Origin of the sequence: Hydrogenophaga sp. Root209 (assembly GCF_001428625.1) — a bacterium.
Taxonomy (GTDB): domain Bacteria; phylum Pseudomonadota; class Gammaproteobacteria; order Burkholderiales; family Burkholderiaceae_C; genus Hydrogenophaga.
The window spans coordinates 26,244-44,203 of record NZ_LMIE01000033.1 but is presented as its reverse complement, the minus strand read 5'-3'; the positions used below and the strand labels follow the sequence as shown (position 1 = coordinate 44,203).

The window sequence follows — 17,960 nt, the reverse complement described above, 5'->3', positions numbered from 1 at the left end:
CTTAGAAGCTCACACCCTGAGGCGTGTAGCCCGTGCCGGTGCCGATGAAGCGGCGCGTCACCTCGCGGCCGCGCTCGATGGCGGCGGCCTGCCGGGCCAGTTCCAGCGAGGCAGCACGGTCCTGCGTGAGCATCAGCTGCTGCGACTGGATGGACTGCTTGGCTTGCAGGGCCAGCAACTGGTTGGTGGCCTGCATGGCCTGCAGCGCGCCGGTGGCCGACTGGCTCTGGCTGACCAGGTCGGCCAGCACGCCTTCGTCCAGGCTCAGGTTCTGCGACACCTGGGCCTGCATCTGCATGGCGGTCTGCAGGCCGTTGAGCGTGTTCTTCCAGCGCTGGCGCGCGTCCTGGAACATCTGGTTGCCACTCACGGTGGCGGCGTACTGCTCGGGATAGAGGCGGGCGAACTCGGTGTCGAGGTTCGACACCTGGTAGGCCAGGCCCTGAGCCTGCGCGATCAATTGCCGCGTCGTGTCCAGCGTCGAGCGCAGGCGGTTGACCACGTTGAACGGCAGGCTCGCCAGGTTGCGCGCCTGGTTGATCAGCATCTGCGCCTCGTTCTGCAGCTGGCGGATCTGGTTGTTGATCTGCTCCAGCGTGCGCGCAGCCGTCATGGTGTTCTGCACCAGGTTGACCGGGTCCAGCACGATGTCGCCCACGCCGAAGAGTGCATGCGCGGGCTGCGTGACGCCCAGGGTCAGCGCGGCGGCGGTGGCCAGTGCGGTCAGGCGGGACTTGAGGGCTCGGGTGGGGAACTGAAAGCTCATGGCGTTTCTCCTGAAGGTCGGGCATGCCCGGGTTGGTGGTGGGGGTGTTGGTGAAAGAGATCGGCCGCCCAGTCCAGGCCACGGCGGCGAAGCCAGGCCGGGGCGAAGCCCTCGGTCGGGTGCGAAGCCAGCACCTCGTCGATCAGGCGCTGGTCCTGTGGTGTGGAGGCCCCGGCGAAGGCCAGTGCCACAGGTCCGAGGTCCAGGTCGAACAGGCGGTTGCCCAGCCGCGACTGGTAGTAGTAGTCGCGCTTGGGCACGGCGGTGGCCACGATCTCGATCTGCCGGCGGTTCAGGCCGAAGGCCTCGTAGATCGAGCGCACCTGGGGCTCGGTGGCCTGCGGGTTGGGCAGGAAGATGCGGCTCGCGCAGCTCTCCACGATGGCCGGCGCGATGCTCGATCCCTGAATGTCGGCCAGGCTCTGCGTCGCGAACAGCACCGACACGTTCTTCTTGCGCAGCGTTTTGAGCCACTGGCGGATGCGCGCCGCGAACACCGGGTCGTCCAGGAACAGCCAGGACTCGTCCAGCATCAGCAACGTGGGGGCACCATCGAAGCGCGCCTCGAAGCGTGCGAACAGATAGCCCAGCACGGCCATCACCGCCGCACGGCTGCCCATCAGCTCTTCCATCTCGAAGCACTGCACGTCGGCCGTGCCCAGGCGGTCGTGGTCGGCGTCCAGCAGCTTGCCGTGGGCTCCGCCCAGCACGTAGGGCGCGAGCGCCTGGCGCAGCGCATTGGACTGCAGCAGCACCGACAGACCGGTGAGCGTGCGCTGCTCGCGCGGCGCGCCGGCCAGGCTGCCCAGTGCCGACCAGATCGCGGCCTTCTCGTCCGGCCCCACGGCCACGCCCTCGTGCACCAGCCGGCCTTCGACCCACTCGGCGGCCCAGCTGCGGTAGCCCTCCTGGTCGATGCCGGCCAGTGGCTGAAAAGCGATGTCGCCGTCGCTGCCCAGGTCGTAGTGCTCGCCACCAAGGCCCAGCACCGTGGCGCGAATCGAACGGCCCATGTCGAACGCGAAGATGCGCGAGCCGGGGTAGCGGCGGAACCCCCCACGTGGGTCACCAGCCGGAACGGCGTGGAGCCTTCGGTGCGGGTCACGACCAGTGGCGGACCGTCCAGATGCCGGTTGCGCTCCGGCCCGGCCCACACCGCTGACACCGGCATCAGGTGTGCCAGGTTCAGCGTGGAGACGATGGGTTGGCGCACATTGGCGTAGGCATTGCCCGGGATCGACGACAGCCAGGCCTCCACCGCGTTCAGTGTCTCCGGGATGGTGACGAAGCCGCGCCCCTGGATCACGCGCTCGGCCATGCGCAGCTTCTCGTCGGCAGCGGTCGCGTCGCCATCGAGCACCGTGACGGTGGCGGTCACGTAGCCGAAGGCCACCTGGTCGCTGCCCAGCTCCTGCAGGGCCGCGTCGGCATCCGCCGCTTTGTTGCCCGCGTCGGTGTCCACCAGCGGCGACTCCTGCTGGAACAGCGTCTCGCGCAACAGGGCCAGCACGTTCTTGCGCTTGGCAAACCACTGCCGGCGCAGTCGGCCCAGCTCCTTCTCGGCCTCTGCCTTGTCCATGCACAGGAAGCGCGTGGACCAGCGGTAACCGAAGCCAAGCCGGTTCAGGTCGTCCAGCACGCCGGGCCAGGTGGACGTGGGGAACCCGCGCACCGTGGCCACCCGCAGATAAGCGTCACCCAGCATGGGCGCCAGACCACCCAGCAGAGGCGCGTCGGCCAACAACGCATCCAGGTGGAACGGCACCTCGGGCACGGTCACCGGGTAAGTGCGTGGCGACACCGTGGTGTGCAGGTAGCTCAACGTGTCGGCGTCCTGCAGCCAGGCGATCTCGGGCATCACCCCGTCGAGCAGGTCGAACACGCGGTCGGTCTCGGCGACGAAGGCGGCCAGCCGTTCGCGCCAGTCCACCCCGTTGCTGGAGCGGTTTTCGTAGAGCAGGCCTGCGGCCCGCGCGCGGGACTCTTCGGGCGGCAGGTACTGCAGCGTGAAGTGGTAGCGGCTCTCGAAGTGGCTGGCCGATTCCTCGAAGGCGGCGCGCCGTTCTTCGTCCACCAGCCACGACAGCGCTTCCGGAAAGGGCGAACGCGGATAGTCGGCCGCCGGCCGACGTTCGGCGTCCACGTACAGCGCCCAGCCTGAGCCCAGGCGGCGCAGCGCGTTGTTCAGGCGCGCGGTGGTGGCCACCAGTTCTCCTTGCGTGGCGCTGTCCAGGTCAGGGCCCCGGAAACGTGCGGTGCGCTGGAACGAGCCGTCCTTGTTCAGCACCACGCCGGGCGCCACCAGTCCGGCCCACGGCAACCAGTCGGCCAGCAGGGCGGGGCGTTGCCGGTACTCGGAGAGGTTGAGCATGGCGTTGTCCTCATACGTCCAGCAGCGGCTTGTGCTTCAGGTGCCGGGCAAACACAGCCATGAATTGCGGATCGGCCCGCGCGCCCCAGACCGCCAGCGAATGGCCCGCGATCCACAGCACGGCACCCGGAATCCACAGCTGCAGGCCCAGGCCCACGGCGGCGGCCAGCGTCCCGTTGGCGATGGCCACCGTGCGCGGCGCACCACCCATCAGGATGGGTTCGGTCAGCGAGCGATGCAGCGGAATCTCGAAGCCGCTGGCCAGGGAGGTGGCTTGCTCGGCACCGCCGCTCATACCAGGGCCCCGCCCGAGAAGCTGAAGAAGCTCAGGAAGAAGGACGAGGCCGCGAAGGCGATCGACAGGCCGAAGACGATCTGGATCAGCTTCCGAAAGCCGCCCGAGGTGTCACCGAAGGCCAGGGCCAGGCCGGTGGCAATGATGATGATCACGGCCACGATGCGGGCCACCGGACCCTGGATTGAGTCCAGGATGGACTGCAGCGGCCCTTCCCAGGGCATGCTGGAGCCAGCCGCCTTGGCCGTGCCGGCCAGGCTCAGCATGACGGCGGCGGTGAGCAGCCCCTGGCGGGCGGGCTGCATCAGCCGGTTCAAGCGGCGCAGGCTGGCTGTTCGCGAGGACACCTGCAGACGGATGAACGGTTGGGCAAAGGCGCGCAGGGCAGTCGAAGGGGTCATGAAAGATCTCCGGGTGGGGTTGAAGAAGGGGAGTCCGCCGCTGAGGGCGGGGAGGGCGCTGGCAGTTCAGGCAATGGCTCGTTCACCGACACCAGGTGGTAGCCGGTGCTGTCGTGTCCGGTGACGTGGGCAATCGTCTCGATGCGGCGCTTGCGCCCGCGACCAGCGATGTAGACCACCACGTTGATCGCCTCGGCGATCAGGGCGCGCGGTGGATTCACCGCCACCTCCAGGATCAATTGCTCCACCCGCAGCAACGCACCGAGTGCGGAGCCTGCATGGATGGTGGCGATGCCGCCCGGGTGACCTGTGCCCCAGACCTTGACCAGATCCAGCGCTTCGCCGCCGCGTACCTCGCCCACCACCACGCGGTCAGGCCGTAGCCGCATCGTGGCGCGCACCAGCTCGGTCATCGAGACGGCACCCGCGCGCGTGCGCAGCGGCACGTGGTCGCGCGCAGCGCACTGCAGCTCGATCGTGTCTTCGAGCACCAGCACCCGGTCGCCGGTGGCGGCGATCTCGGCCAGCAGCGCGTTAGCCAGCGTGGTCTTGCCCGTGCTGGTGCCACCCGCGATCAGGATGTTCTGTCGCTCGTGCACGGCCCGACGCAGGAAGTCGGCCTGCTCTGAGCTCATCATCCCGTCGGCCACGTAGGAGTCCAGCGGGATCACGCCCACGGCGCGCTTGCGCAGCGCGAAGGCCGGCCCCGGTGCGGCAGGCGGCAACACACCTTCGAAGCGTTCGCCTGTCTCGGGCAGCTCGGCGGTGAGCAGCGGCTGGCCCCGGTGGACCTCGGCACCCACGTGGGCCGCCACCAGGCGAATGATGCGTTCACCATCGGTCGCCGACAGTGTCATGCCCGTCGGTGCCCTTCCGGTCGAAAGCCGGTCGATCCAGAGCGTGCCATCGGGGTTGAGCAGCACCTCCACCACGTCCGGGTCTTCGAGCGCGGCCGCGATCACCGGCCCCATGGCCGTGCGCAGCATGCGGACACGGCGATCGAGCGTGGTCTTTTCGGGGCTGGGTGGCGGGGTCGTCATGGGGTTGGACCTTCCTCGGGAGGGGATGGGTCCAAGCGGCCCATCTCAGCTGCCTCATCCAGTTGCCGGTTCAGGCCTTGCTCCTGCGGATGCAGTTCCTCAATCACGTCGCGCACCAGACTGCGACCGCGCAACAGATGGCGACCCAGTTGTTCAACGAACTGTTCGAAGCGCGCCTTGCCCTGCGCGCGGGCCGCATCCTGATGACCTTCAGGCACCGGTGTACTCACGGTCAGGTAGTAGCGGATGAACAGCGCCAGCGTCTCGATCTCGATGTTCTGGTCGCGCTCCAGCCGCTCGAACTGGCGCGAGAGCCGGTCCAGTCGCTTGGCGATGGCAGCCTCCCGCTGATCGCCCGAGTCTGGTGACAGCCACGAGGCCAGCGCCGCCGCGACGATGGACGACTTGGATACGCCCTTCTTGGCCGCCACTTCTTCCAGGCGGCGCGCATGTTCGGGCGGAATGAACAGGTTCAGGCGGTACTGGCTCATAGTGCGATGCCGTCGTCGGGGTCGAGTGCGGCCAGGCGCGCCGCGCGCTGCATGGCCGGATCGAGCTGGCGGGGAAGGGGCAGGGGTGCGTCGTCGTCGTCGAGCAGCGCCAGGTCATTGGTCAGTGCGTCGAGCATGGGGCTGTGCGTCGCAATCTCCGTCAGTTCCGGCTGCAGGCGGGGACCGCCTTCGTCGGCATGCATGCCAGGCATGAAGGCTGGGTTGGATGCAGTGGGTGCCAACGGCGCGGCCAGTTCGCCCCAGTCGTCCGCCCGCACTGGCGGCGCATCGGGGTAGGGGCCCGCAGTCAGGACGGGCGGCGGCAACACGCGGCGCTTGAAGTTCGCGTCGGCGTAGTAGCGAAGCTTGCGGGCCTTGACCGGCGGCATGCTGGAGACCATCACCACCGCTTTGTCGGGCGGCAATTGCATCACTTCACCGGGGGTAAGTAGAGGGCGTGCGGTCTCCTGGCGCGAGACCATCAGGTGGCCCAGCCAAGGGGCCAACCGGTGGCCGGCGTAGTTGCGCTGTGCACGCAGCTCGGTGGCCGTGCCCAGCGTTTCGCTGATGCGCTTGGCCGTGCGTTCGTCGTTGGTGGCGAAGGTCACCCGCACGTGGCAGTTGTCCAGGATCGAGTGGTTCTGGCCGTAAGCCTTGTCGATCTGGTTAAGGCTCTGCGCGATCAGGAAGCTGCGGATGCCATAACCCGCCATGAAGGCCAACGCGGTCTCGAAGAAGTCCAGCCGGCCCAAAGCCGGAAACTCGTCGAGCATCAGTAGCAGCTTGTGCCGCCGCGCGATGCCGTCCGATCCGTCCAGCGACTCGGTCAGCCGCCGTCCCACTTGATTCAGGATCAACCGGATCAACGGCTTGGTACGGCTGATGTCGGAGGGCGGCACCACCAAGTACAACGACACCGGGTGCGCGGTCGAGATCAGGTCGGCAATGCGCCAGTCGCAGCGCGAGGTGACTTCCGCCACCGTCGGATCGCGGTACAGACCCAGGAAGCTCATCGCGGTGGAGAGCACGCCCGAGCGCTCGTTCTCGCTCTTGTTGAGCACCTCGCGCGCGGCAGAGGCGACGACGGGGTGCGGGCCGCCGCCTTGCTCATTCGCCAGGTGAGGTGTCGTCATCATCCGGTGCAGCGTCACCTCGAATGGGCAGGCCGGGTCCGAGAGGAAGTTGGCCACCCCGCGCAGCGTCTTGTCCTCGCCCGCATAGAGCACGTGCAGGATGGCCCCCACCAGCAGCGCGTGCGAAGTTTTTTCCCAATGGTTGCGCCGCTCCAGCGCGCCTTCGGGGTCCACCAGGATGTCGGCGATGTTCTGCACGTCGCGCACTTCGTGCTCGCCGCGCCGCACTTCCAGCAACGGGTTGTAGGCGGCCGAGCGTGCGTCGGTAGGGTTGAACAGCAGGCAGTGCGAGAAACGCGAGCGCCAGCCTGCCGTCAACTGCCAGTTCTCACCCTTGATGTCGTGGATTACGGCCGAGCCGGGCCAGGACAACAGCGTGGGCACCACCAGGCCGACGCCCTTGCCAGAACGTGTGGGCGCGAACGCCAGCACGTGTTCGGGCCCGTCGTGGCGCAGGTACTGTGTGTCATGCTGGCCGAGGAACACACCGGACGGGCGGTTCAGCCCGGCACGCCGAACGTCGTCCGCTGTGGCCCAGCGGGCGGAGCCATAGGTGGACACCTGCCGCGACTGCCGTGAACGCCAGACCGACATGCCTACTGCCACGCCTACCGAGGCCAGGCCGCTGCCGCCTGCTATCGCGCCGCCCACGTCGAAGACATCGGGTGCGTAGGCGTCGAAGAAGAACCACCATTCGAACAGACGCCAGGGGTGGTAGACCGGCGAGCCGAAGACCTCGAACAACGGAGTGCCCAGGCGTGCCTGATGGTCCAGCGCCGCAGCGGTCCACTGGGTCGCACCCCACACGCCGATCACGACGACGCCCAGCACCGCCGCGATTTGACCGTAGAGAACCCCCTGGTGGCTTGCGCCTTGAGCCTGCACCTTGACCTCCGATCCAGTGGCCCGCCATACGGGGCCGTTCGCGCGGCACGAAGCTGTGTCGCACGCATGAGGATCAAGGCTGGCTATCGGTGGGTCAAAGTCCGAAATCGACAGGCTCGCAGCTCGGCCTGCAAGAATGCAAGTGGCAGCGTGCTGCCGCGTGTCAGGGCCCCTTGCCGCGCTGCAAGTAGTACAGCGCCTATGCACGAAATACGCGTCACCGAGTGTGGCGACGAGCGCAAGTTCAGAACTTGGGCGATTCCTTAGGTGGGTTGTACGGCACCTTGCCGTCCCCGAAGAATCGCCGTTTCGTGGCCTCGGCCACGCGGTCGCAAAGTTCGTCGCCCAGCTTGGTGCGCTCGGTCTTGCACTGCTCTCGCAGCAGCTTCAACCGTTCTGGATCGGCCATCAACGATTCCAGCGAATCGGTGGGCTGCGGCTTGCCGCAGGCCGACAGCAGCAAAGCTGCGGCGGCGACCACCAAGGTTGCTGTCAAGTTTTGAAGCTTTCTCATGTGCTACTCCCTGGCAATCTGTCCAACGCGTCGTCAGTCGCCCGACCGGGCGCAGCGACACGGGCTCTTTCCACGAAACGTCGCAAGGTCTCAGACGGGGTGCCGATGCGGTGGATCAGGTAGGTGGTCAACATCGGTGTGCGGCCAGCCAGCGGCCTTGTGACGATCTCCGGATGGCCGCAGGTCGAAACATGAGCCTCGGTCGAGAAGCCCAGACCGTAGCCTGCTGCTACCAGGGTCACCATCAGCTCTTGGCTGGTGACCTTCTCGGCTACGATGGGTTCGCGATCCGTTGCGCGCAGCACGCGTGCCATCTGGCGGCTGCAGCCCTCGCACACCTCGGGGTCGCAAAGCACCAGCGGATAGCGCAGCACTTCATCCAGAGGCAGCGTCTTGTGAGCCAACAGCGGGTGGCGCGATGGCACGGCCACGACCATCGGATCGTTCCACACTGGTATGGCAAGGAGTGTTTCACCAACTTCCGATGAGTGGGAGAACCCGGCGTCGTACAAGTCGGCTTCGAGGCCTCTGATCTGCTGTGACAGCGGAACCTCGTAAAGCCGGATCTCCGTATCTGGTTCTTCCTCACGGCAACACGATAGCAATGCTGTGAAGCGGGCCTGCGAGATGCCTTCGGACAAGGCGATGCGTAGCTGCCCTTGATACCCGGCCGACACGGCCCGAACACTGTCGCGCGCCTGGGTCAGCGCTACGAACACGCGCGGCACGTGATCCATGAAGACCTGACCCGCACGGGTCAGACGCGTGCTGCGCGTGTTGCGGTCGAAGAGGCGGACCCCCAGCTCTTCTTCCAGTTCCTTGATCGCTCTCGAAAGTGGCGATTGCTCAATGTGAAGCTTCTCGGCGGCTCTGGCGAAATGCAGTTCCTGAGCGACCGCCAAGAAGCACCGAAGGTGCCTCAGTTCCATTGTTTTCCCTGAATGTTTTCATTTTTCTCAAATGCCTGTTGCTCCGACAGTGATGTGGCCCACCAGAGGACTACATCAAACACGTCTGGTTTGAGTACGCAGCAGCCTCGCGGAAGTTCGCGTTCTTGGCGTCCTTGGGCCAAGCTGAGCGCACTACAACGGGACTAAATGCGCAGTCATCACGGTTGATGGCTGTCCTTTCTGATCGTGACCGCGTCTGAATTGGACAGTGCTCAGATGATGCCGAAGTCATTTCATGTGTCACCTGCGTTCGTGGCCACGGTCTTTGAGACGAGATAGAGGACCAGCGGACGTACCAAGACGACGCATGCGAAGGCCACTGGCATGGCGATTACGTAGGTACTCAGTACCCGTTGAATGAACTGGGTGTCAACTCCGGTGTTGATGGCCGTTAGGAGCAGACACATCATGAAGGCAATGATGGTTGCCATGTAGAACGCAAACGCGAGCGAACTGAATTTGTAAGGAAGCTTTCTCATGCTGTAGAGGGCCTTCGCCCTAGGTGGTTGCTGAGACAAAGAGACTGGCAGAGGCAGTGGTAAGGGATAACCCTTGAAAAAATACTTAGATATCGAAGTATACTTCAACGCAGTGCCTCCTTGCACTTTCCCATCCTTACAGGAGATTTCCATGATTACGCATGAAGAAAACGATCTGCTGTGCCGTGTTGAAAACGGTGCACCCATGGGGCAACTGATGCGCCGGCATTGGGTTCCTATCTGTCTAATCGAAGAGGTCTCCGAGCCAGATGGGACGCCCGTCAAAGCCCGCATCCTCGGAGAAGATCTCGTGGTTTTCCGAAACACGGACGGCGAAGTTGGTGTGATGGATGAATACTGTCCTCACCGCAGGGCATCGCTCGTGTTTGGCCGCAACGAAGAGGGTGGTCTTCGCTGTCTCTATCACGGATGGAAGATGGATGTGAGCGGCAACGTAACGGAAATGTCTTCCGAGCCCGAGGCCAGTGGCATGCTGGAGAAGGTCAAGCACAAGGCCTATCCGACCAAGGAGTGGGGTGGTTTCGTCTGGGCCTACATGGGGGCGGCTGAGACCATGCCGGAGTTCGAGCCTCCCCGTTGGGCGCCCACGGCGGACACGCGTGTGAGCGTTGCCAAGGTGATCATTCCTGTGAACTGGGCTCAGATCCTTGAAGGTGCGATTGACTCTGCCCACAGCTCGAGTCTGCACAGCTCGGACATGGTCCCTGCGCGTGTCGATGGTGCCAAAGCCACGGACAAAAACTGGTTGCGCCCCTCGACCGACAAAGCGCCGCGGATGCAAGTGCAGCGCGCCAGCTTCGGATTCCGTTACGCTGCGGTGCGACGGCCGATCTTCAACGCGCAGACGCACGACTATGTGCGTACGACGGTTTTCGTTGCGCCATGGACGGTGCTGATCCCGCCCAACAACTTGTACAACGTGGCGAACGTGAATGTGCCGGTGGATGACACCAATACCTGCTTCTACTTCATTGGTTGGGGTCATCCGTCGCAGACCCCGGAGACGGCGACCTGGCGCAAGTTCCTGGGCCAGACCGTGGGGGTGGACCTGGATGAGCAATACCGTCCGCTGCGCAACTACGAAAATCGCTACTGGCAAGACCGTCAGGCGATGAAGAGCGGAAACTTCACGGGCATCTCCGGCATTCCGAATCAGGATATGGCCATGTGGATCACCATGGGGAAAATCGCCGATCGAAGCCACGACCGGCTGGGTGCCAGCGACATGGCCATCGTCGAGTTTCGCAAACAGATGGTGGACGCTGTTCAAGCTTTCCAGGCGACAGGCGAGGCCATCGGAACCGGAGAGAAGCGCATCCCGAAAGAAGTGTGTTCGTTCCAGGGCGTCATTCCCAAGACAGTCGACTGGCGTACCCATGAAGTGAGCTACGTATGGCTTGAAGGTCAGGACAGTCCAGAGATGGATCGCTCCTACGTGGTGACAGAGGGGGCGAACGCTTGATGTCAAAGCTGCACATATCGGTCGCCATGGGCGACTACGACCGAAACCGTGCTCTGTACGACGGGCGTGTCCAGATCGATGGATGCGACCCGGTGTACATGTTGCTGAATCCCGAGGAGATGTTTTTTCGGGCCATGCGGAGCCGGGATTTCGACATTACCGAGCTCTCCTTTTCAAGCTACCTGGTCAAGCACGCCAAAGGCGAGAGCCCTTATATCGCCGTGCCGGTTTTTCTGTCACGCGCCTTCCGGCATACCTCTATCTATGTTCGGAAGGACCGCATCAAAAAGCCTGAAGACCTCAAGGGCTGCCGTATTGGCGTGCCGGAGTATCAACTGACTGCGGTGGTTTGGGCACGGTCGATCTTGCAGGACGACTATGGCGTGAATCCCGAGGACGTGACCTGGGTCAGAGGCGGAATCGACACGCCCGGACGTCCGGAGAAGATCAAACTGGATCTTCCCCCGGGCGTGACCATTGAGGCCGCTCCGGCAGGGCATACCATCTCCGACCTGCTCGACAAAGGTGAGATCGATGCTTTTATCGCACCACGACCACCCAGCGGAGCGGCGTTGAGTAACCCAAATGTGGCTTGGCTGTTCGATGATCCGACTACGGTGGCAAAGGACTACTACCGGCGGACAGGCATCTTTCCCATCATGCACGTGGTGGGCATTCGCAAAGAGCTCGCAGAGCAGAACCGCTGGTTGCCGGCAGCCGTTTTCAAGGCCTTTGGTGAATCCAAGGCGAAGGCCTTGGAGCTCCTGGCGGATACCTCTGCCACCAAGGTAACGCTGCCGTTTGTGGAAGAACAGCTCAAGGCGGCACGTGAAACGCTTGGAAACGACTTCTGGTCATACGGGGTGGAGCCCAATCGAAAGACGATTGAAGCGTTCTTGCATCACCACCATGCGCAAGGCTTGTCGTGCAGAAAAGTGGGTTTGGATGAGCTCTTTCACCCGTCTACCTACGAGAGTTACAGCATCTGAGGCGCTCTTGCCCATGCAAGCAACCGAAGATTGGTGACCTACTGCGCTTCAGTCGCCCGCGTCGCCCACTAGAGTGGCGCGGGTTTCTTCTTCATGTGCCAAGTTTTCAATCATCCTCACCAACGCATTCCTCACCAAAGAAAGCGTGCGATCGGGAAGTCCATCGGCACTGATCTCGTTGACCTCTTCCGCCAAGGGCACAAGTACATGTTCAAGTGAGCGCCCAGCATCGGTCAAGTAAACGTGCATGTTCTTCTTGTTGCCGGGAAGGTGCCTGCGTTCAATGAAACCCATTCGCTCCATGGCTTTCACGGCCGAGAAGGTCGTCGGCTCCATCACGCCCGCCAGATCGCTCAGCTCCTTCTGGGTCAGTCCGTCGCGAATCCAAAGGATTCGGAGGAACGTCCAGTGTCCAAATGACACGCCGAAGGGTGATAGACGATACTGAAGCGCACGCATCTGAGCCCGCGCAACATCACGGACTAGATGGGCGAGACGATCGTTGGGGACCGATTCTCGCCAGTGATGAAGAAGGCTTTGTGTTTCTATGGATTTGCTGGTCATTGGGAGCGTCAACGCCGAATGGCGGGTACTGCGGCTTGGTGCTCCAAAATGATAGCGCCTCCTTTCTTGCTCGATTCGAGGATCGCCAGACACACTTCCATCGTTGCCATGGACCAGGCGCCAGAATGGGTAGGCGCTGCACCTTCCCTGGCCACTGACCACATTTCGTCCACGACCTCTGAACGTTGAACCGCCTGCGGTGGCAGCGCATCAAGGTGTACGCCATGGACGTCGTGAATTTCTACGCCATAGGGCGTCAAACGGAGGTCTGCCTGTTCGCAGCAGGCGATGACAGGCCCGAAGTGTTGAAAGGCGGTAGGTGCGCCTCTAAGATCTGGTACGTAGTCCGGTCCACCAAAATTCCGGTTGGCTTTCCGACGGGCTTCGGCAATTTCGTCTTGTGTACTCAGGTACTTTTCTCGGGTGAGTCGGTGGGTGTCGGTGTTCTTTGGCCACCCCATCTCGCCGACGCCGCCCATCCACGGGTCGGTGTCAAAGAAACCGTACCCGTTGTAGGTCACGCTGGCAAAGGCGCCGGAACGAAAGTTCAGAATGGCGGTGTACGCTCCCTCGGTGGGGCGCTGCCGGTCCCACCCCCCAGTTCTAGCGTAGACGGAAGCGACCTCTCCTCCGGCAAGCAATCGAACGATATCGATCTGGTGTGCCGCCTGGCTGAAGACAACACCACCCCCTTTCGTTGTATCCAGTTCTTCCGGACGTCTTGGCCGGTAGAGGAAGTCGGTGAAGTTCATGGCTTGAATCATGCGGACACGACCAAACCGCCCCGACTCAATGATTGAGCGCGCGCGCAACACTGGGGCATTGAAACTGTGGCTGTGACCCACGATCAGCTGTGTGCCTGCTTGTTCGCAGGTCTCCCGCATGCGCTCGCATTCCGAAAGCGACAACGCCATGGGCTTTTCGACGAGCGCGTGTTTCCCATGCTTGGCAGCAAGACGTACATGTTCTTCGTGCAACTGGTGAGGCGTTGCGACATAGATCCATTCGACGTTCGGGTCTGCGCAGAGTGCGTCTGCAGAGGTGTGCGCGACACCACCGAACGCTTTCGAAAAAGCCGCTGAAGCACCTGCATTGGTATCGAAGCAAGCGACCAGATCGATGCGGGGGTCTTTGCTGAGGGTTGGAATCATCAACGTAAATGCGCGTCCAAGTCCTAGGACGCCAAGCTTGATCGGTTGCATCGTTGCCATCACAGGTCGAGGACAAGCGTGTCGGACTTCGCTCTGGAGACGCAAACCATGATGTGATCTTCCTGCTCTTCCGGGAGCAATGCCAGATCTCGGTGATCCGCCTCACCCTTGAGCAACCGGACTTTGCATGAGCCGCATGTTCCGCTCTCACACGAACTCGGCACCCTGATGCCATGGTCTCGTAACGCGTCCAGGATACTGCGGTTGGCCAGTACCAGTAGCGTCTTGCCAGCTTTGGCCAACTCGACCTCGAATGGTTTGTCGTCTGCGTGGGGTTTCGTATCCGCACCGAAGCTCTCGAAATGCACCGCACTGCTGGGCCAGTGCCCAGTCATGTCCTTGACCTCATCCATCAAACGCTTGGGGCCACAGCAGTAGACATGCACACCCGCCTGAGGTTTCTCGAAAACGGACCACAAGTCGAATGTCTTTGCGGGATCGCCGTGGGTGTGATGGACAACCACACTGCTGGCAAGTTCAGGCGAGCGCAGCTCGTTCAGAAAGGCGGCTGACTCAGGTGTGCGAGTCAGGTAGTAGAGCTTGAAACTGCGCAAGCCTTCCGCTCGCAGTGAATGGATCATGGCGCGCATCGGCGTAATGCCTATGCCACCCGCTACGAGGATGAAACTCTTCGCCTTGTCGCTCAGCCCGAACAAATTGCTTGGGGTGCCGGCCATGAGCGTATCCCCCACGTTCACCTCATCGACCAGACTCTGCGATCCCCCCCGGCCGTCCGCTTCTCGTTTGACCGCGAGCTGATAGTGGTCTGCCTCATCGGGGTTACTGCACAGAGAGTAGTGGCGCATCGCCCCATTGGGAACCCGTACAGCAATGTGCGCTCCCGCCGTGAAGCGGGCCAGAGGCAAAGAGTCAGGGGATTTCAGTTCGAAAAGAACGGTGTCTGTAGCGATGAACTCCTTGTGGGTCACCAAGAGGGTGCGCATTGTCTCGTCTGTAGTCATGGTCTGTGATCTTGCTTAGAAAACATGGTGGTATCCACTCTTGACAAAGGTCAAACAAGAGGGAAAAATTGATTATCTTAGTTATCTAAGAAAAAAACAAGCACTGTCGCACATGCTCTTTCCGGGGGCAAGGCAGAAGTGCTTGCTGATTCGCTTCAACCCCACCAACGGAGACAATCCATGAAACGACGTTTTTTTGCTGCCTTGGCTGTGACGACCATCCTTGCGTGCAGTCTTTCGCAGGCGCAGGCGAGTGACTTCCCCAACCGCCCGGTCAAGTTCATCGTGCCCTATGCTCCTGGCGGCTTGCCTGACACCGTGGCGCGGGTCATCGCGCAAAAGCTCTCGGAGCGGATGAAGCAGGGCTTTGTGGTGGAAAACAAGCCCGGGGGTAACGGCGTCGTGTCGGTACAAACACTCGCCGCGCTGCCGGCCGACGGGTATAGCTTCATTGTTTCCGATGGCTCCATGCTGTCCATTACTCCGCAGATCAACAAGGCGGCCAAGTACGCTGTCGGACAGGATCTGCAGGCTGTGTCGCTGATTGCCCGCTCGCCTTTGTTCTTGGTGGCGCACCCTAAAAGTGGAGTCAAGACCTTTCAGGAGTTTGTGGCTCGCGCCAAGAAGGAGCCTGGAGCGTTCACCTATGGGTCTTCGGGGATTGGAAGCACGCACCACCTCACAATGGAAGCTTTGAAGTCGGAGCTTGGACTTTCAATGGTCCACGTTCCGTTCCGTGGATCGAGTCAGTCGGTTCCGGCGCTGGTTGGGGGGCAAGTGGACTTCTTGTTTGCCGCTTTGCCGTCCATGTTGGGGTTCGTAAAAAGTGGTCAGGTCATTGTGTTGGCCAGCAACGCACCCAAGCGTTCAGCTTCTGCTTCCGATACCCCTTCGATTGCAGAAACCATCCCGGGGTTTGACTTTTCAGTCTCCGTTGGCGTGCTGGCACGAACGGGGACTCCACCTGAGATCTCCAAAAAGGTGGCTGATGAGATTGCACAAGTTGTGAAACTGCCTGATGTCATCGAGAAGTTCCAGATCGCCGGTATCGAACCCGTAGGGGCTGGTGGCGATGTCTACCGGAAAGTCATCGAGCAAGAAAATCAAGCAATGGCGAAAGCAGGAAAGCACGCAGAGCTCAAAGCTGAATGATGCCTGTCGATGGTGTTGCTTTGTCCCTCCTTGTACTTTGGTTCGCATGCTTTGGAGCCATCGTGCTGGGGGGGCTGGTCAAGGGAACTCTGGGAGTGGGGCTGCCGCTTGTGGTGCTTCCCTTGCTGTCGCTTCTTCTACCTGCACCAAGGGCGATGGGACTGCTCGTCATGCCGGTCCTGCTTTCGAATCTGTGGCAGGCCATTGAAGGCAAGAGGCTGAATGAGGGATTGCGGCGTTTTGGTGGCTTGTTGGTCTGCCAGTTCGTCGCGACGCTTGCAGCTATCCATTTAACAAGGAACTTGTCTGTGCAGGGCTTCAATGTTCTGCTAGCAATCGTCGTGATGGTCGCCGTAGGAATGATGGCCGTTGGAGCAACTTTTCGGGTGAACCCTAGCCAGGAGCGGTGGATGGGGCCTCTGGTTGGCGGGGTCGCAGGCGTAATGGCTGGCGTCTCGACCTTGACGGGCCCCATACTCATTGCCTACCTCTTGGCACTCAAGCTGCACAAAGACGAGTTCATCAGGTCCATCAGCATCATCTATCTTCTAGGTTCTGTACCCATGTACGGGACCATGATGTGGTACGGACGCTTTGGTTGGACTGAGGTCGCTCTGTCCTGCCTCGCCCTGATTCCCATGTTCGTCGGCCTTCGAATGGGAAGATTGCTTCGTCATCGGCTCAGTGAAACCGTGTTTCGACGTCTGCTGCTGGGGCTGCTGACCGCGCTCTCCGTGTTGCTCATCACCAAGTAACCACATCTGACCACATGGAGCAGGGGAGAACTGTTTCCTTTTTATGAGTAACGTGACCAATGAATTCAGCAATCAGTTGGGATGATGGCTACCTTCTTGGGTTCACACCCATGGATTTGGTACACCGGGAGTTCGTCGACTGTGTGGCGGCGCTTCAACGGGCAGAAGAAGCCGACCTGGAGGGCGTACTCAACACGCTTGCCCGGCACTGTGAAGAGCATTTCGAGATGGAAAACCGCTGGATGTGCGAAACCGACTTTCCTGCCAGCGAGTGTCACATCAACGAACACGCCGCCGTGTTGAAAAGCATCCATGAGGTCGGGCAACAACTGGCCAGCGGCAACGTGGCTGTGTGCCGCCGACTGGGTAGCGAGCTGGCCACCTGGTTTCCTGGTCATGCGGACTACCTCGACTCAGCCTTGGCGCACTGGATGTGCAAACGGACACTGGGCGGGAAGCCTGTGGTTCTGCGTCGTAACATCAGAAGCCATGAGTCTGCTCCTGAGTAAACCCAAAGCATATCTAATACCTTTTCACATGAAGACTTTTGAAGAGCAAGTTCACGCGGATGTCCAACGCACACTGGAAGAGGATGTGGGCACGGGAGACTTGACGGCGGCGCTCATCCCAGCGGATCGCAAGGCCGTTGCCACCATCATCTGCAGGGAATCCGCCGTCATCTGTGGTCGTCCCTGGGTCAACGAGGTGCTTCGTCAAACCGCTCCTACTGCCCAGATTCAATGGCTTCTCAATGACGGTGAACGGTGTGAACCTGGTCAAAAAGTCGTTGATATCCAAGGCGTGGCTCGAGAGTTGCTGACCGCTGAGCGAACATGTTTGAACTGGCTGCAAACACTCAGTGCCGTTGCGACCAAGACGGCTCAGTATGTCAAAGCGGTGGAGGGTACTGCCGCTAGCATTCTGGACACCAGAAAAACGATACCTGGATTGCGGACTGCACAAAAATATGCCGTGCGATGCGGAGGCGGAGTGAACCACCGCATAGGGCTTTTCGATGCGATCTTGATCAAAGAGAATCACATCGCTGCGGCTGGAGGACTGACTGCTGCGTTCAATGCTGCGCTCAAGGTCGAGTCTCTTGTCTCGTTCATTCAAGTAGAAGTCGAAACCCTTCGGCAACTCGAGGAGGCCCTCGACGCTGGCGTAAAGATGGTATTGCTGGACAACATGTCTCTTGAAGACATCAGAGCCTCTGTGAAGTTGGCCAAAGGGCGATGCAGTCTAGAGATATCTGGCGGGGTCACCTTTGAAAACCTTCGGACGTATGCCGAAACGGGTGTGGACCGAATCTCTGTCGGAGCGCTGATCAAGGATGTCAAGGCCGTGGATTTTTCCATGCGTTTCCAAGACAAACCCGTTGAGCAATAGTGAGCTCAGGTTTTCGAAAATCGGGGGTTGTCCTGGGATAACGTTGAAGTCCGCTTAAAAGCCTGACCGTCCAAGTACTAGGGGGACAGTTCATTCCCGGAGCGGTTCATTGTCGGCCGCGACTGAGTGA

The 17,960-nt window shown here is 61.5% G+C and carries 18 protein-coding genes and 1 pseudogene; 6 read left to right on the top strand and 13 right to left on the bottom strand.

Going from position 1 to position 17,960, the window contains the following annotated elements:
- Window position 1: 1 nt before the first annotated feature.
- The 10 genes and pseudogenes from trbJ to ASE11_RS23010 form a co-directional block, all read right to left on the bottom strand.
- The gene (trbJ, locus tag ASE11_RS23055) at window positions 2-766 is read right to left on the bottom strand and encodes a P-type conjugative transfer protein TrbJ (protein WP_056277484.1); all 765 of its coding nucleotides are present in this window, start codon (window positions 764-766) and stop codon (window positions 2-4) included.
- Window positions 763-3,137 (bottom strand): annotated as a pseudogene (locus ASE11_RS23050) (conjugal transfer protein TrbE). The gene trbJ and the pseudogene ASE11_RS23050 overlap by 4 nt, the downstream one beginning before the upstream one ends.
- 10 nt (window positions 3,138-3,147) lie before the next feature.
- A complete protein-coding gene (locus tag ASE11_RS23045) occupies window positions 3,148-3,432 on the bottom strand; it encodes a VirB3 family type IV secretion system protein (protein ID WP_056277481.1) in 285 nt (94 codons plus the stop codon).
- Window positions 3,429-3,833, bottom strand: coding sequence for a TrbC/VirB2 family protein (locus tag ASE11_RS23040; RefSeq protein WP_056277478.1), 405 nt, complete (start codon window positions 3,831-3,833; stop codon window positions 3,429-3,431). The genes ASE11_RS23045 and ASE11_RS23040 overlap by 4 nt, the downstream gene beginning before the upstream one ends.
- On the bottom strand, window positions 3,830-4,873 hold the full coding sequence (gene trbB, locus ASE11_RS23035; protein WP_056277476.1) for a P-type conjugative transfer ATPase TrbB: 1,044 nt from the start codon (window positions 4,871-4,873) through the stop codon (window positions 3,830-3,832). The genes ASE11_RS23040 and trbB overlap by 4 nt, the downstream gene beginning before the upstream one ends.
- The gene (locus ASE11_RS23030) at window positions 4,870-5,364 is read right to left on the bottom strand and encodes a CopG family transcriptional regulator (RefSeq protein ID WP_056277474.1); all 495 of its coding nucleotides are present in this window, start codon (window positions 5,362-5,364) and stop codon (window positions 4,870-4,872) included. Before ASE11_RS23030 ends, trbB begins: the two co-directional genes overlap by 4 nt.
- Window positions 5,361-7,382 carry a conjugal transfer protein TraG gene (locus ASE11_RS23025; protein WP_056277471.1) on the bottom strand — a complete coding sequence of 674 codons (2,022 nt, stop codon included), beginning with the start codon at window positions 7,380-7,382 and terminating at the stop codon, window positions 5,361-5,363. The genes ASE11_RS23030 and ASE11_RS23025 overlap by 4 nt, the downstream gene beginning before the upstream one ends.
- Before the next feature lie 244 nt (window positions 7,383-7,626).
- Complete coding sequence (locus ASE11_RS23020; protein WP_056277470.1) at window positions 7,627-7,896, bottom strand: EexN family lipoprotein; 270 nt, start codon at window positions 7,894-7,896, stop codon at window positions 7,627-7,629.
- Window positions 7,893-8,825 (bottom strand): LysR family transcriptional regulator, encoded by a 933-nt coding sequence (locus tag ASE11_RS23015; RefSeq protein WP_056277467.1) that lies wholly within the window; start codon window positions 8,823-8,825, stop codon window positions 7,893-7,895. The genes ASE11_RS23020 and ASE11_RS23015 overlap by 4 nt, the downstream gene beginning before the upstream one ends.
- A gap of 254 nt (window positions 8,826-9,079) precedes the next feature.
- The gene (locus ASE11_RS23010) at window positions 9,080-9,277 is read right to left on the bottom strand and encodes a DUF2798 domain-containing protein (RefSeq protein ID WP_321166275.1); all 198 of its coding nucleotides are present in this window, start codon (window positions 9,275-9,277) and stop codon (window positions 9,080-9,082) included.
- A gap of 199 nt (window positions 9,278-9,476) precedes the next feature.
- Between ASE11_RS23010 and ASE11_RS23005 the strand changes: the two genes are divergently transcribed.
- Window positions 9,477-10,808, top strand: a complete 1,332-nt coding sequence (locus tag ASE11_RS23005) for a Rieske 2Fe-2S domain-containing protein (RefSeq protein WP_056277461.1) — start codon at window positions 9,477-9,479, stop codon at window positions 10,806-10,808.
- Window positions 10,808-11,797 (top strand): hypothetical protein, encoded by a 990-nt coding sequence (locus ASE11_RS23000; protein ID WP_056277459.1) that lies wholly within the window; start codon window positions 10,808-10,810, stop codon window positions 11,795-11,797. The genes ASE11_RS23005 and ASE11_RS23000 overlap by 1 nt, the downstream gene beginning before the upstream one ends.
- A gap of 48 nt (window positions 11,798-11,845) precedes the next feature.
- Here ASE11_RS23000 and ASE11_RS22995 read toward each other — a convergent pair whose 3' ends face one another.
- From ASE11_RS22995 to ASE11_RS22985, 3 genes are read right to left on the bottom strand one after another with little or no spacing between them, the layout of a single operon-like run.
- Window positions 11,846-12,361, bottom strand: a complete 516-nt coding sequence (locus ASE11_RS22995) for a MarR family winged helix-turn-helix transcriptional regulator (RefSeq protein WP_056277456.1) — start codon at window positions 12,359-12,361, stop codon at window positions 11,846-11,848.
- 8 nt (window positions 12,362-12,369) lie between these two features.
- Window positions 12,370-13,563 (bottom strand): Gfo/Idh/MocA family oxidoreductase, encoded by a 1,194-nt coding sequence (locus ASE11_RS22990; protein ID WP_308331090.1) that lies wholly within the window; start codon window positions 13,561-13,563, stop codon window positions 12,370-12,372.
- An 8-nt stretch (window positions 13,564-13,571) separates the two neighbouring features.
- Window positions 13,572-14,534, bottom strand: a complete 963-nt coding sequence (locus tag ASE11_RS22985; RefSeq protein WP_056277449.1) for a PDR/VanB family oxidoreductase — start codon at window positions 14,532-14,534, stop codon at window positions 13,572-13,574.
- A 180-nt stretch (window positions 14,535-14,714) separates the two neighbouring features.
- On the opposite strand from ASE11_RS22985, the gene ASE11_RS22980 reads away from it, so the two are divergent.
- Genes ASE11_RS22980 through nadC form a run of 4 tightly spaced genes read left to right on the top strand, consistent with a single transcriptional unit; the run spans window position 14,715 to window position 17,830 of the window.
- The gene (locus ASE11_RS22980) at window positions 14,715-15,686 is read left to right on the top strand and encodes a Bug family tripartite tricarboxylate transporter substrate binding protein (protein ID WP_056277446.1); all 972 of its coding nucleotides are present in this window, start codon (window positions 14,715-14,717) and stop codon (window positions 15,684-15,686) included.
- A complete protein-coding gene (locus ASE11_RS22975) occupies window positions 15,683-16,441 on the top strand; it encodes a TSUP family transporter (RefSeq protein WP_056277443.1) in 759 nt (252 codons plus the stop codon). Before ASE11_RS22980 ends, ASE11_RS22975 begins: the two co-directional genes overlap by 4 nt.
- 59 nt (window positions 16,442-16,500) lie before the next feature.
- Complete coding sequence (locus ASE11_RS22970; RefSeq protein ID WP_056277441.1) at window positions 16,501-16,950, top strand: bacteriohemerythrin; 450 nt, start codon at window positions 16,501-16,503, stop codon at window positions 16,948-16,950.
- 28 nt (window positions 16,951-16,978) lie between these two features.
- On the top strand, window positions 16,979-17,830 hold the full coding sequence (gene nadC / locus ASE11_RS22965) for a carboxylating nicotinate-nucleotide diphosphorylase (protein WP_056277438.1): 852 nt from the start codon (window positions 16,979-16,981) through the stop codon (window positions 17,828-17,830).
- Window positions 17,831-17,960: the final 130 nt, after the last annotated feature.

Coding starts and splice junctions, on each gene's coding strand:
- ASE11_RS23030 (WP_056277474.1), bottom strand. CDS start 5,364: ATGAGCCAGTACCGCCTGAACCTGTTCATTCCGCCCGAACATGCGCGC.
- ASE11_RS22980 (WP_056277446.1), top strand. CDS start 14,715: ATGAAACGACGTTTTTTTGCTGCCTTGGCTGTGACGACCATCCTTGCG.
- trbB (WP_056277476.1), bottom strand. CDS start 4,873: ATGACGACCCCGCCACCCAGCCCCGAAAAGACCACGCTCGATCGCCGT.
- ASE11_RS23045 (WP_056277481.1), bottom strand. CDS start 3,432: ATGAGCGGCGGTGCCGAGCAAGCCACCTCCCTGGCCAGCGGCTTCGAG.
- ASE11_RS23000 (WP_056277459.1), top strand. CDS start 10,808: ATGTCAAAGCTGCACATATCGGTCGCCATGGGCGACTACGACCGAAAC.
- nadC (WP_056277438.1), top strand. CDS start 16,979: ATGAAGACTTTTGAAGAGCAAGTTCACGCGGATGTCCAACGCACACTG.
- ASE11_RS23015 (WP_056277467.1), bottom strand. CDS start 8,825: ATGGAACTGAGGCACCTTCGGTGCTTCTTGGCGGTCGCTCAGGAACTG.
- ASE11_RS22985 (WP_056277449.1), bottom strand. CDS start 14,534: ATGACTACAGACGAGACAATGCGCACCCTCTTGGTGACCCACAAGGAG.
- ASE11_RS22995 (WP_056277456.1), bottom strand. CDS start 12,361: ATGACCAGCAAATCCATAGAAACACAAAGCCTTCTTCATCACTGGCGA.
- ASE11_RS23010 (WP_321166275.1), bottom strand. CDS start 9,277: ATGGCAACCATCATTGCCTTCATGATGTGTCTGCTCCTAACGGCCATC.
- ASE11_RS23040 (WP_056277478.1), bottom strand. CDS start 3,833: ATGACCCCTTCGACTGCCCTGCGCGCCTTTGCCCAACCGTTCATCCGT.
- ASE11_RS22970 (WP_056277441.1), top strand. CDS start 16,501: ATGAATTCAGCAATCAGTTGGGATGATGGCTACCTTCTTGGGTTCACA.
- ASE11_RS23020 (WP_056277470.1), bottom strand. CDS start 7,896: ATGAGAAAGCTTCAAAACTTGACAGCAACCTTGGTGGTCGCCGCCGCA.
- ASE11_RS22975 (WP_056277443.1), top strand. CDS start 15,683: ATGATGCCTGTCGATGGTGTTGCTTTGTCCCTCCTTGTACTTTGGTTC.
- ASE11_RS23005 (WP_056277461.1), top strand. CDS start 9,477: ATGATTACGCATGAAGAAAACGATCTGCTGTGCCGTGTTGAAAACGGT.
- ASE11_RS22990 (WP_308331090.1), bottom strand. CDS start 13,563: ATGCAACCGATCAAGCTTGGCGTCCTAGGACTTGGACGCGCATTTACG.
- trbJ (WP_056277484.1), bottom strand. CDS start 766: ATGAGCTTTCAGTTCCCCACCCGAGCCCTCAAGTCCCGCCTGACCGCA.